The organism is Propionispora sp. 2/2-37 (assembly GCF_001298735.1).
GTDB lineage: Bacteria > Bacillota > Negativicutes > Propionisporales > Propionisporaceae > Propionispora.
On record NZ_CYSP01000001.1, the window covers coordinates 310466 to 324246 of the forward strand.

General features: G+C 39.5%; 14 protein-coding genes. 6 read left to right on the forward strand and 8 right to left on the reverse strand.

The genetic code is table 11. From position 1 onward, the window contains the following. Window positions 1-25: 25 nt before the first annotated feature. The 5 genes from pduL to P22_RS01635 all read left to right on the forward strand — a co-directional run bounded on the left by pduL (window position 26) and on the right by P22_RS01635 (window position 5107). On the forward strand, window positions 26-604 hold the full coding sequence (gene pduL, locus P22_RS01615) for a phosphate propanoyltransferase (protein ID WP_054258446.1): 579 nt from the start codon (window positions 26-28) through the stop codon (window positions 602-604). 137 nt (window positions 605-741) lie between these two features. After that, window positions 742-2208: a diguanylate cyclase gene (locus P22_RS01620; protein WP_054258447.1), complete on the forward strand. Its 1467-nt coding sequence runs from the start codon at window positions 742-744 to the stop codon at window positions 2206-2208. Window positions 2209-2248: 40 nt separating this feature from the next. After that, window positions 2249-2962, forward strand: a complete 714-nt coding sequence (locus P22_RS01625; RefSeq protein ID WP_054258448.1) for a class I SAM-dependent methyltransferase — start codon at window positions 2249-2251, stop codon at window positions 2960-2962. Window positions 2963-3054: 92 nt separating this feature from the next. After that, complete coding sequence (locus tag P22_RS01630) at window positions 3055-3984, forward strand: patatin-like phospholipase family protein (protein ID WP_054258449.1); 930 nt, start codon at window positions 3055-3057, stop codon at window positions 3982-3984. Window positions 3985-4075: 91 nt separating this feature from the next. Next, a complete protein-coding gene (locus tag P22_RS01635) occupies window positions 4076-5107 on the forward strand; it encodes a Nal1-like putative serine protease (protein WP_054258450.1) in 1032 nt (343 codons plus the stop codon). 94 nt (window positions 5108-5201) lie between these two features. On the opposite strand, the gene P22_RS01640 is transcribed toward P22_RS01635, so the two are convergent. The 3 genes from P22_RS01640 to P22_RS01650 all read right to left on the reverse strand — a co-directional run bounded on the left by P22_RS01640 (window position 5202) and on the right by P22_RS01650 (window position 6291). Further along, window positions 5202-5600, reverse strand: coding sequence for a spore coat protein (locus P22_RS01640; RefSeq protein ID WP_054258451.1), 399 nt, complete (start codon window positions 5598-5600; stop codon window positions 5202-5204). 18 nt (window positions 5601-5618) lie between these two features. After that, window positions 5619-5828: a ferritin family protein gene (locus P22_RS01645; protein ID WP_054258452.1), complete on the reverse strand. Its 210-nt coding sequence runs from the start codon at window positions 5826-5828 to the stop codon at window positions 5619-5621. 154 nt (window positions 5829-5982) lie between these two features. After that, on the reverse strand, window positions 5983-6291 hold the full coding sequence (locus tag P22_RS01650) for a LysM peptidoglycan-binding domain-containing protein (protein ID WP_054258453.1): 309 nt from the start codon (window positions 6289-6291) through the stop codon (window positions 5983-5985). A 193-nt stretch (window positions 6292-6484) separates the two neighbouring features. Here P22_RS01650 and lexA point away from each other — a divergent pair, with 193 nt between their 5' ends. Continuing rightward, entirely contained in the window at window positions 6485-7105 is a 621-nt protein-coding gene (gene lexA / locus P22_RS01655; protein WP_054258454.1) for a transcriptional repressor LexA, read from the forward strand. 66 nt (window positions 7106-7171) lie between these two features. Here lexA and P22_RS01660 read toward each other — a convergent pair whose 3' ends face one another. The 5 genes from P22_RS01660 to hflX all read right to left on the reverse strand — a co-directional run bounded on the left by P22_RS01660 (window position 7172) and on the right by hflX (window position 13649). Further along, complete coding sequence (locus tag P22_RS01660; RefSeq protein WP_156318824.1) at window positions 7172-8542, reverse strand: VanW family protein; 1371 nt, start codon at window positions 8540-8542, stop codon at window positions 7172-7174. A gap of 111 nt (window positions 8543-8653) precedes the next feature. Next, window positions 8654-9472, reverse strand: coding sequence for a PRC-barrel domain-containing protein (locus tag P22_RS01665; RefSeq protein WP_054258455.1), 819 nt, complete (start codon window positions 9470-9472; stop codon window positions 8654-8656). A gap of 79 nt (window positions 9473-9551) precedes the next feature. Beyond that, window positions 9552-10496 (reverse strand): hypothetical protein, encoded by a 945-nt coding sequence (locus P22_RS01670; RefSeq protein ID WP_054258456.1) that lies wholly within the window; start codon window positions 10494-10496, stop codon window positions 9552-9554. A gap of 109 nt (window positions 10497-10605) precedes the next feature. Then, window positions 10606-11850, reverse strand: a complete 1245-nt coding sequence (locus P22_RS01675) for a methionine gamma-lyase family protein (protein WP_054258457.1) — start codon at window positions 11848-11850, stop codon at window positions 10606-10608. 2 nt (window positions 11851-11852) lie between these two features. Continuing rightward, window positions 11853-13649, reverse strand: a complete 1797-nt coding sequence (gene hflX / locus P22_RS01680) for a GTPase HflX (RefSeq protein WP_054258458.1) — start codon at window positions 13647-13649, stop codon at window positions 11853-11855. Window positions 13650-13781: the final 132 nt, after the last annotated feature.

Consider the following 13781-nt stretch of genomic DNA (forward strand, 5'->3'; position numbering starts at 1 on the left):
CTATATACAAAGGAGTGTGATCTCAATGTCAATCGACAAAAAAATTCCAGTAGGTATTTCGGCACGTCACGTACATATAACACGTGAACATCTGGATATTTTATATGGTCCGGGATATCAGTTGACATTTAAAAAGGCACTGGGACAGCCAGGACAATTCGCTGCGGAAGAAGTGGTTGATCTGGTCTCGGAAAAAGGGACCTTCCCTAAGGTAAGAATACTGGGGCCTGAAAGGAAACAATCACAGGTGGAAATCTCTCTTTCAGATGCTTTAAAATTGAAAATAGCCCCGCCGGTGCGTGATTCCGGCGACATTAATGGCTCGGCACCCATTAGGCTGGTTGGCCCCAAAGGCCAGTTAGAACTTCGAGAAGGCGTTATTGTCGCTGCTCGCCATATTCATATGACCCCTGCCGATGCTGCTGAGTTTGGCGTAGAAGATAGGCAAATTGTAAAAGTAAAGTGTGAAGGGACAAGGGGACTGATTTTCGACAATGTATTAATCCGGGTAAGTGAACAGTCATTATTAGAAATGCATGTTGACACAGATGAGGGCAATGCAGCCATGATCAAAACAGGTGATTTTATTACGATTATAAAATGATTATTATACGGGGTGCCGCAAAAACTGCCCTACAGTGCTGTGGGGCAGTTTTTGTTACAGATGTTTTCTGTAGAAGGATTTAGTGCCAAGTTGGCGAATAGTATAAGGTACTGTAATTTTGGGGTGGATTGATTAAAGTGACGGATGCATTGCATGCTACCATGTTAGATACAGTAGTCAGCTACATTTCTTCATCATTGATAACTGTGGATTCAAAAGAGAAAATCGCATATATTACTATTAGCAGACACAATTCACACAACCTGCAGTATTTTATTGGCAAAAATTTGTTTAACTTGCTGAAGAAAGCTTGTAATGCCGGAAACTATCAGTTGCTGTATAACGCTTATAAAGAATGCGTTACATCGCATCAGTCGGTCCACATTTCCAAAATATTTCATATAGGGGTGCGGGGATTAAGTGAATATTTTTCATGCGATTTTTCCTTTGTATCCGAACAAAATTGTGTAATTATTTTTATAAAAAATATCACTGAATCGATATTGATTGAAGAAGAGTTCACCTGTATGTCGGAGCAATACGAAAGTTTAAATCGGGATCTTTATATTGCCATGTCGAATTTAGAGTTTCGCATGATGGATATTGAACAGGCACATAAAAAAATTGCTGCTTTATATCGGATTACTTCCATCGTTCAAAAAACAGTTAATGAACAGGAAGTTTTAAATGAAATCCTGGATGGTATTACAAGAGAATTGGGCTTTACTCATGTATCGATTTTGTTATATGATGAAAAGAGAAAAGAATTAAAAACGAAGGCACAACGTGGTTTTGCTGACGATGTACGAATTCCGTTAGGGGACGGAATTACCGGATATGCCGCTTTGCATCGGGAATTGGTGTATGTTGAGGATGTAAGCCAAGATTCACGCTATATTCCCAGAAATAATGGCTGCATTAGCGAAGTGGCCATTCCTTTGGTTGTAGGTGATAAACTTTTAGGTGTACTAAACGTTGAGACCATGGATGGACGTATTCTGCAACCTTATGATTTGGATTTACTCCGTTCACTGGCCAGTCAAGTGGCTGTAACGATAGCCCATGCCAGCCATGTATCCAAAGTGGAGGTGCAAGCCATTACTGACGGATTGACTGGTTTATATAACTATCGTTATTTTCGGACGATCCTGGAGCAAGAGTTAAAAAGGGCTGTTCGTTACAAACGGCCATTATCCTTGATTATGATTGATATTGATTATTTTAAACACTACAATGATGCGAACGGACATTTGGCCGGGGATAGTGTTTTAAGTACTGTCGCCACTTTAGCCAAGCAGGCTTGCCGGGATGTCGATTTTGTAGTACGCTATGGCGGAGAAGAATTTGCCATTTTATTACCTGAAACTATCGTGGATGAAGCTTGTATACTTGCAGAAAGAATACGCAAGGGAATAGCCGAACATGTTTTTCCTAACGGATCTTCTCAGCCTAATGGCGCTGTAACGGTAAGTATCGGTATCTCTAATTATCCTCAAGATGCTTATTATGATATTGAATTGATAGAATGCGCAGATATTGCTTTGTATACCGCAAAGCATTCCGGTAGGAACTGTGTTAAGTTATATGGAAATTGTTCTATTTAAATCTTAAATTGCCAATTTGGGCATAAATGGTGGTGTCATCATGACGCAAGAAATGCTAGGTGATTTTAAAACATATTCATTAGCAGGTACGGAACAAGAGATTACTTTTATAAACAATGTATTGTCACTGCCTATTCATTCCTGTATTTTAGATTTATATTGCGGATATGGAAGGCATACTATCGAATTAGCTAAATTAGGCTATAATATGACTGGTGTGGATGCCACTAAAGAATTTCTGGAAATTGCAAGTCAAAAGGCTTCAGAGGAAAAAGTTACCATCAATTTTAATCATTGTGATATGCGTAAAATCTCTTATAGTGAGAAATTTCATGCAGTAATTAATATGTTCGCTGCGTTTGGTTACTTTTCGGATGAAGAAAATGCACATGTTTTACACTTAATTAATCATTCTCTTTTCCCTGATGGATTGTTTCTTATTGATTTATTAAATAAAGAATGGATGGTTCGAAACAGCCTAAACCGTTATTGGCGTCATCCTAACGGAGAATATGTGCTATCATATAAAGTGGAATTACAAAATGGCATGGCTACGATGAAGCGACAGTTGATTAATCAAGTTACCGGAACAAAAACTCAATATGAATTTGCATTACGGGCTTACTCTCTATCAGAAATGATAGCGATTTTAGAACAAAGCGGTTTTTTAGTTAAAGCCACTTATGGTTCATTTGATCAGCGCCCTTATGGACCGGAGACACCACGTATGATTATTCTAGCCCAAAAGAAATAACACCTGTTGAATTAATTCAACAGGTGTTATTTCTTTTGGGCTTTCTTCTGCATCTCTTCATAGTATGGTATATGAGAATATGGGGGGATTTTATGCTCATTCGTGTTAATGGACATAATTTCAGAGATAAGCCTAAAATCGGTGTCGCATTGAGCGGCGGAGGGGTAAGAGGTATCGCACATATCGGCGTGTTAAAGGCTCTCAATGATAACCATATCCCTATAGATATGATTGCCGGAACTAGTGCCGGGTCTATTGTAGCCGCTTTATATGCCTGTGGATATACACCAAGACAGATGATTAAATTTGCGGAAAATATAGATCTTACAAAACTAATTGATTTGAATGTAACTATTTCAGACGTAATTAAACAGGGGATGAAATGGTTTTTCAACGGAAAATTTCGGTTTTGGTCCGTTTTGCCAACAGGCTTGATACAGGGTGATAAATTGGAAAATTATTTTTCTAAATTTTGGCAGGAAAGGACTGTCCGGGATACAAATATTCCCCTAGCGATTACTGCTGTAGATATCAATACAGCTACCACAATATTTTTTACTACACCAGTAGAAGGGCGAAGGGAGATTTTAAATGCCCGATATTATCATAATGTCCTATTAACCGATGCCGTTCGCAGCAGTATATCGATACCTGGTATTTTCCTGCCTAAAAAATTTCGCGGCATGACACTGGTTGACGGAGCCGTAAAAAATAATTTGCCAACAGATATTCTACATCATCTGGGTGCCAATATAATTATCGGAGTGGACTTAGGTTATGCCGGGCAAGCCAACTATAACATTAACTCTGTTGCGGAGATATTACTGCAATGTATTGATATCATGGGAAGAGAAGTAACCTTATTAAAAGGCGAACAGTACGCCGATATAATTATTCGTCCGGAAATCCACGATATTAGTTTTCAAAATACTAAACAGGCATTACTATGTATTAATCGAGGTGAAATGGCAGCCAGCGAAAAAGTAGTGGCAATAAAAAAAATAATCCACTCGTATTTGTAAATAAGAAGGTTGCTTGCTATTCTGCGAAAGCATATCATACATTGATGAATTTATAGTGCTAATCAAGCCGGCTAGTAGCGGAGGGAAATGTATGAGTATTGCAGATTTTGGATTGTATCGGCAAGTTGCCGATTTAGCCAATGTGGTGGGTGTAGGCTATGGTAAAAAAACAATAAGGGGAAAAGATACCAACCGTAAAGCAGTCGTTGTATTGGTAAAAGAAAAAATAGAAAAGAAAAAGCTGGAAAGATCATCCTATATACCAAAAAATTTAGCCGGTCTGCCCACAGATGTTATCGAAGTGGGAGATATACGCTTATTAAACAACCGTATTGAAATCATGCGCCCGGCAAAACCAGGAATCAGTATTGGCCATTACAAAGTATCGGCAGGTACATTTGGTGCTGTTGTCTATGACAAAAAGACTTCGGAACCCCTTATATTATCCAATAACCATGTATTGGCAAATTTAACAAATGGTGATGACGGACGGGCTCAAACCGGAGATGCCATTACACAGCCGGGGCTTTATGACAGTGAAAATGGCAATCTCGAAGAACTCACTATAGGTTACCTGGAGAAATTTATTCCACTGCATTTGGAATGGATTGCTCCACAATGCAAAATCGCTCAGTTTTTTGAACGGATTATAAATAAGATAATTAACACGGTTAAACCCCAGTATCAAATACGCGTCCTGCGGGAGAGTGAAAAGGCTAATTTGGTCGACTGTGCCGTAGCCAAACCAATCCGGCCGGAACTCATCCAACCGGCGGTTTTGGACATTGGTGAAATAAAAGGCAGCCAGGCACCCAGCGTTGGAATGAAAATCAAAAAAAGCGGACGAAGCAGTGGCTTAACGCACAGTATGATTATAGCTACCGATGTCACTATTCGAATTAACATAAACAATAGAGAAACCGGTCTTTTTACTGATCAGGTATTAGCCGGCCCCATGAGTTTGCCAGGAGATAGCGGTTCATTAATTGTAACAGACGATAATAACGGCGACAATTATGGGGTGGGACTTTTATTTGCTGGTTCAGAGCAAGCTACTTTATTTAATAAAATTGATCATGTCTTACAAACGTTAAATGTTACCTTGACAAATAAAGAGGAATAGAATAATCAAAAAGTAGAAAGAAATAAGCTATTTCTTTCTACTTTTTGATAGATTTTTTTTATAGTTTTTTATAGATTTGATATTCAATATTTTTTTAATATTCTAAAGAAGCTAACGAATTATTGGCTAATTTATTACCAAAGTTTCTTGCCGAGGATTTAACCGCATAGTTGCTATTTACCGGACTAGCTGTTATAAAATTTCGTCCGTTAAAGCGTCTTGAATTTCTCGTAGCTCCGGAACCAACTGTTTCGTACCAGCCTTTTTCCTGCAAGGTTTCAAAAATTGCGTGGGCATTAGTGTGTTCGTCCTGTTGGAATGCTTCAAACATATTTAAAAGTTCCGATGAAGATGCTTCCATGGTAGCCTGTTCATATACATGTGAAACTTGTTTTTCTGTTAGCAACATATCCATTAGCATATCACGATCAGATAAGCCGGTACCTGAAACATTATCTTTAAACTGAGAATAATTTCTTCTAATTCTGGCCATTTAATTTTACCTCCGTATTTATATCTGTTTTTTTTCCAAAACCAGTTTTATTTTATCAGCATGTTGACGTTTCGTCTTGGCTATGTGAGAAAACAGATTTTTTATATTAGGATCCTGGCATTGATCGGCATATACTGCACATTTTGTAATACAAAGATTCTCTAGTTCCATAGCTTCCTGTAAATACATAACATCTTTTTCACTTAGCCCGTTGACAGTGTAATGCATTTTTTCACCTCCTAAAATTAGCATATATAATATGTGTATAAGGATTGAAAAATATACTTTGTTGTTTTGAGCTTCCCCTTTCCGTTAATTTTACATAATAGATATTATCGGACGTAAAAATCATAAAAAAAAGAAGCTGAAATAACCTCTTTTTTTATGATTTAACAGGGATTTTTAATGCTTGTCCCGGTTGTATCGCCGAATTTGTTGTTAAGTGATTTATTTCGGTAATTGCGCTAATTAAATCGCGAATATCATGTTTGTCGGAAATATATCTTGCGGCGATACTCCATACAGTGTCGTTGGGTTCAACATATACAATCACATAAGATTTTGTCTTTAAAAAGACATTGTCTTGAGCCGATACTACCGGATAAGTTATAAAAAATATAAAACTTAACAATATGATCAATAAACCTGTATATCGATATAAAGTACGATATACAGTATTTGTAATAGACATTTTCGCGACCTCCGGAACATTTGTTTGGTTACATTTTAGCACAGTACATATGTTCTGGTCAAGTGCATTTCGAACGAATGTTTGCATTTTTTACTAACTATTGGTATACTATTAATATTAAGATAATATATATATAAAGATAATATTAAGAAGTAATAAGCTGAACGAAACATTTATGAAATGAGGATAAATAATGAATAAAGATGCGCTATTAAACTCTCGCCAGAAGCAAATCTTAACCTACATTAAAAGTACACTGCGGGCTAAAGGCTATCCTCCTTCAGTGCGAGAAATTGGGGAAGCTGTAGGGTTGAGTTCCAGTTCAACCGTGCACAGCCATCTGTCTAAACTTGAAGAACTGGGATTTATAAAACGTGATCCTACCAAACCCCGTGCTATTGATGTATTGGATGAGGCGCCCTGGCGGCAAAAACAACTCACCCCTGTTCCTCTTGTCGGCTGTGTGACGGCTGGACAGCCGATCCTGGCAATAGAGAATATTGAGGAAACATATCCGTTGCCAACCGAATTGGTGCGCGATGACAACGTTTTTATGTTAACGGTTAAGGGAGACAGCATGATGAATGCAGGCATTCTTGACGGTGACTATATTTTAGTGCGTGAACAGAAATCAGCCAATAATGGTGATATTGTTGTTGTCTTGATTGATAATGAAGAAACTACGGTAAAGCGTTTTTACAAAGAAAAAGATCATGTCCGGCTACAGCCTGAAAATGACAGCTTTACTCCGTTGTATGTAAAAAATGTTTCTATCATTGGTAAAGTGACCGGTGTCTTCCGTTTATTAAAATAATTAAAATAACCATTAAAAATAAGGTAGACTAAGCTATAAGCTTAAGCTACCTTATTTTTTTAATAGTTATTTGCTGTTAGCCATCGTTTTAGTACCTACGCGCACAACACGATTTTCAGGCGGGAATTCATCCGTTGCCAAAAATTCCCATCCGGTTTCGATCCCATTAACCCGCTTTATCCGATGTGTGGTTATTAAAAATCCTCTTTCTCCCTCAACTTCAATAACCTCTTTTCCCACTTCCAGCGAAGGATCTTGTTTGATAATTGTATTGGGCTCCAATATTTTTTTTTCTGTCGCTTCAATCGTAATTTCGGGGAGGTTGCCACTTTTTCCGAAAATATAAACTGTCAATTGATTCGCACCTACTTTAGATGAAATAAAAATATTATGGCGAGATGTATTCTTAAATTTAAAATCAAGTAAATTATCAGCAACGGTTGCATCCTGACCTAACGGTACATAATTGGGCGGTCTGTAGTGTGCTGTCCTTTCTACAATAGCCATATCTGCTAATAAGGCAGCATTATATAAGGTACTGCTAACCTGACAGACACCACCGCCCCAATCTGGTACAAGTTTTCCATCAATAAATACGGGAGCTTCCTTATAACCGTATTCCTCCAAACGCAAGCCGACAGTTTGGTTAAAAGAGAAAATTTCCCCGGAACGAAGAAGTATGTTATTGATACTTTTGGCAGCTAACTGAATATTTTGTACCCGGTTTCCATTACTAGGATTAAATTGAGTAGTATATAGCGCCAGTACATCGTCAATATCCGTTAAATCAGCAGCAACAATAGGCGGAACCACCTCATTAACAATCAAAGAAACTGCTGACCAGTTGTGGCTATTGTTTATAGTGTCAATTATTTCAGCTAGCGTTTTATCACGATCCATATGGCGGCCATTCACTTCAGGAATTGTTACTATCTTTAAATCATTATAGGTTAATTTGGCACTAGTGGGTTCGCGGTCAATCACAGCAGCAATATTGGATAGTATATTTTGTAACTTATCCCTATTATAAGAAAAAGAAAGAGGCAAGTTATAACCATGATTTATGGTCATGTACCGTTCCTGTAAACGATGAATAATATTGCCGGTTCGACCGATATTGTATGCGTGTTGTGCAAGAGTTTCTACATCAATACGCAAATCAATATCCTCTGCGTTAATTTTCCAAATTTGTCCATTATAGGTTAACTGCAGGGGAGTTTTCCCCAGACGTTCGTTCATAGTTGCCGCAATTTTCTTTTGTGCAGCAGATAAAGAAAGACCTCCGACCGGAATTTCTCCTATGGTAACCCCGGTATAAATTTCATCTCTCACTACAAATGCGGCATTAGCAGCTAGGAGACTAACGGAACTAAACAATACGATAATAGCTAAAAAGAGTAGTATGTTCGTAGTACGCTTGCCTGTCGCTATTTGCACATAGAGCACCCTTTCATTATAAATATAAATTTAAGTAATAAAGAATATGTAGGTAATGAGAAAAAAGTTCTAGTAACTGAAAGAAATCCCCGCATGTTGCGGGGATTTTTATTACTGAATATTCATCGATAACTCAACAAATTTGCCGGCAAGTTTTGCCTTTTGTAACACTTCTTCAGTAATTTCTCCACCTTGTTCCACAATTACAACTCCATTGTCGGTTTCAATACGCCGGCTCGCTTTTTTCCCAAGCAAGTACTTGCGATGTTTATCATCAAATTTCTTTTCTGTTTCTTCTGGCGGCTTTTCATTAGCATTAGCAGGAGCTTCAGCCGGTTTTGCCGGCGCAGGAGGAATCGTCCGTGTTGACGTAGCAGTAGCAACTGCTGTTTCCTGAACAGGCGGTTTCGGTGGCGCTACTGTAGACGGTGGAATTACCGCTGCAGTAGCAGGCTTGACGACAGTCTCTTCATTTTCAGTAATAACCGTCACTTCCTTACCAAAAGTAATGACTCTTTCGGCAGCAAGAGTCACTGTTTCATTTTTCATATCCTCGAAATCACAGGAAACAATTTTTCCTGATTCATCAATATTAAATTCTTTGACCTTACCCAATATACGGCCTGTTTTTGTAACGATTTTAGTATCAATAATCTTTATATCAGCGGCTAATAATTTTTCATAGTCAGGTGCAGTAGAAACAGATTGAACCTCATTACTGCTTTCTACTGTTACGGCGTATTCACCAATGCCGGCAATAGTGCCAAAGGGCAGTAATTTTGCACCCAGATACCATTTACCATCATCAATAATAAGGGCCGCCACCTTGCCTTCGCCGGAATTAATTACTAGTCCTTTTACAATCCCTAATTCTTTGCCTTCGGTAATACTAATCACTTGTAAGCCTAAAATATCCACGCTTTTCTTCATTACTTAACCCCCTAGATTTAATAAAGTTCAATTAAATTAAACAAATAAAGTAAACAAAAAGTTAAAGTAAACAAAAAGTCTAACTCAGTTTGTGCCACTCACGGAATTCATCGTTAATTTCTTCCATTACTTCCTGAGGTATATCATTATATGGAATAAATCCTAAACGATGCTGAAGTAAAGTGTTTTTTACTATGCGCAAGAAAGCTATAGCGGAAACAAACTCTTGTTCCAGTGAGTGATTTTTATGCAAAGCATGTAAATTGCGTCCGTCTAGAAAAGTTTGTATTGCCTCGTCATATGCTCCTTTATCTTTCAGAATATTACCAATTTCAACTATCAAAAAAGGAGCGGCTTCATCCTTGATAGACGAGTTAAGAGCACGGCGAAATAGTTGCAGTGCCTGGTTAAAATTATGTTGCTCTTTCTGAATAAAGCCTTTTTCAATTAACTCATCTAAAGAATCAATATCTGCAAAATCCGTTATGTCTTGCCCGGATGTATTGTTGGCATCAAATTTATATTGAGCGTAATTTGTTTTATCGCCCTGTTCATTGGTAATCTTATTCGCTTTTACTGCCAATAGCTCTTGCGTCACTTTTTTAGACACTCCCTCTGCTATTTTGCCAGGATTAGCTATAGTATCGAAAAGCTGATTTTCAGTCAGTATATTATTTTGGTTATGTACGGCACCAGTACTTCCTTTTAGCGGCAAAGCCGAATTTGTTTTTTCAACAAGCACGTTATCAGGAGTTTTTTTTAGAAAATGATATTCTGCATTATCATAACGGGCAATAAAATAAGCAAAGATGACAGCAAAAAATAGCAAAAAAAGCATAGTAGCAGGCAGCCCAGCAAAACCTACTACTATTCTTGGCAAGACTAAACTGATGAATAAGGCGCAAATTGCACATAAAGCCAGGGAACGGATTCGCAGATTAATCCCTGATAACCGACTTCCCACCTTATAAACAATTAGCGTAGTAACCGATATTGCCGCGAAAATAATGATAACATACTCCAAAACGACCACCATAAAATGTTATTTTCTATAATTCTATGTAAAGATTCGACATGTTTTCTTATTTTCCTGTTACTTTTTTATAACTCGTGTGAAATATGCAATTAAATCTTCAATTTATACGTAAAACTGCCTCTGCAGCTCCCATGATACCAATGATTGCATGTTCTAAGGTTAACCCCCCCTGCAAATATACGGCATATGGTGAACGCAAAGGACCATCTGCACTAAGTTCAATGGATGCTCCCTGAACAAAAGTACCGCCGGCCATAACTACGGAATCGCTATACCCCGGCATACCGCTCGGTTCCGGTTTAACATGAGAATCAACCGGTGAATATTGCTGCAACCCCCGGCAAAAAGCTACCATTTTTTCCGGTGAATCCAGTTGAATAGCCTGAATGATATCACTACGGCGCTCTGAAGGTAATGGAAATGTTACATAACCTAACAATGTAAAAAAAGCTGCGGCAAAAATGGCTCCCTTGACTGCCTGAGCGGTAACGTGGGGTGCCATAAATAACCCTTGATACAATAACCGATATCCGTCAGTTGAACAGCCTACCTCGCTTCCTATTCCGGGAGCGGTTAGACGATACGATGCCAACTCCACCAATTCGGCCTTGCCTGCGATATAAGCTCCGGTAGCGGCCAGACCGCCGCCGGGATTTTTTATCAACGAGCCGGCCATGATATCGGCACCAGCCGCAGTTGGTTCCATAGTATCAACGAACTCACCATAACAATTGTCTACAAAACAAATGCAATCCGGTTTAATGCTTTTAACCTTTGCACAAATTGAAGAAATGTCCTGAATTGTTAACGGATTACGCATACTATAGCCTCTGGACCGCTGTATCAGTACGGCCTTGGTCTTTGTGGTAATGGCTTGTCCGATTTTACTAAAATCAACCTTGCCGTCACTTGTCATCGCTATTTCCCGGTAAGCAACACCAAAATCACATAACGATCCCGGGGTGGGGGCTGTGCAGCCAATAACTGCCTGCATAGTATCATAAGGTGTTCCGGTGACAGAAACCAATTCATCCCCCGGTCGCAAAATACCAAATAACACAGTGGCCAGAGCGTGGGTTCCCGAAACGAATTGTGTCCGCACTAACGCTTTCTCAGTTCCGCAAATATCGGCCCAGACTTTTTCCAGCTTATCCCGTCCGGCATCATTATAACCATATCCGGTACTGGCACTAAAATGATAACTTGAAATTTGATGCTCCCGAAAGGTTCTCAATACACGTTCCGTATTTTGTACTCCAATGTCATCGACCAATGCATAAAAAGGCTTGGCTTCCGCTAATGCCTTGGAGCGTAAAGCCGTTATTTTTTGAGAAAAACACATAATTAATCCTCTCCTGTTGTATAGCTGCCATAACGATTCCGTAATTCCCGAGATAGTGAGGCTTTTACATAAATGGCATCTTCCCGGTAATCAATATGATATACGATGGCTGACTGATATAAATGTGAAATAATGCCGCTGTCATTATAGGGTATACTTAACTCGGTGTCAACCGTTTGCTTGTTGAAAAACGACTCAATAGTTTCAACCAAAGTATCTATTCCGGTATTATTGAGCGCTGAAACAGCTATACTATTTTCCTCTCTCAGCAGCCGCTCTACAACATGGGAATTATCTATCTTATCAATTTTATTGAAAACTGTCAGCAAAGGTTTATCCCTTAACTGCAGTTCTTGCAAAACCTGCATAACCGCCGTACTTTGCTCTTGGTAAAGGGTACTGCTGCCATCAACAACATGCAATAATAGGCTGGCATATGAGATTTCCTCTAAAGTTGCCCGAAAAGCAGCTATTAACTGGTGGGGAAGCTTTTGAATAAAACCTACGGTATCGGTTAACAGAATTTCCCGACCATTGTTTAATGGAAACCGCCTGGTCGTCGGATCAAGAGTTGCAAACAGTTTATCCTCGACCATCACTTTAGCTGCCGTTAGCCGGTTTAGCAGGGTGGACTTCCCGGCATTTGTATACCCTACCAATGCTACCATGGGAACACGCGACTCCTGGCGTTTGGCACGGTGTAGGCTTCGTTGCGCCCTGATCGTATCAATTTCTTCTTCAATAGTACTAATTCGTGAGCGAATTCGGCGCCGGTCCACTTCTAACTTGGTTTCCCCCGGCCCCCTTGTACCGATACCACCGCCTAAGCGGGAAAGCGACAATCCCTGACCGCTAAGCCTGGGCAAACTGTATTTTAACTGTGCAAGTTCTACCTGAAGCTTTCCCTCGTGTGACCGAGCACGTTGGGCAAAGATGTCCAGAATGAGTGCGGTACGGTCAAGGACTTTTACACCCAGTTCTTGCTCTATGTTACGTTGCTGAGACGGCAGTAATTCATCATCAAAGAGGATAAGGTTAGCATGACATTGCTGACACAGTAAACTGATTTCCCGCAGTTTCCCCTTGCCTACGAAAAAAGTACTATCCGGACGCTCCCTTTTTTGCCAGGTTTGCCCAACAACAACAGCACCTGCCGTTTCAGCTAACTGCGCCAGCTCCTGCAAAGAATCCTGCACATCCCACAACCGTATATTTTCAATGCCGACCAGCAAGGCCTGCTCAATCTCTTCCTGGGTATTGGCCGTCGTTTGTCTGCATAAGATTCGTTCAATGTCTTGAATAAGTGCGGTATGATCTAGATTGATGAATTCAAATAGAGCTAATGGTCCCACTGCCTCAGTTTTATATATACCATCGGCGAAGCCGCTAATAAAGCCGCAGCTAGCTGCAACAGCGGTTCCCTCCCGCACGCCGATGGCCGTCATAGAATCAAAACGCATTTCCTTAAGTGAAGCAAAATCAATTGAGCTTAACATACTGTTACCGTCCGGGTGGGTATGTATACACCGGATACCGCTGAGCTTGTTTGCCGACCGTTTTTCTTTGATATCCGGTAAGGCCACTGTATGGGCATCCCCCACGGCAAGAGCAACGATTTGCCCGCGCCTGTTTATATAAAGCGCTATTTCACGATTTATTTCTTGTGTCAGTGCCGCTAAAGTATTCACTATTTTCTGAGAAACCGGCTGTCCGGAAGGGACTATCTCATTGTATAACTGTTTAAGCCGTTCTATTGTATTATGACGAATGCCACTAATATTGCCCAAAATTTCTTTCATGCTTGCCACCTTCTTTTTTGACTAATATAAACAGGTTATTTCTTCAATATATAAACGGTAACTCTAAAGTGAACTGAAAACATAATAATACTATACAACGAACCGGACACTGTCGGCAATCAAATCTATCAT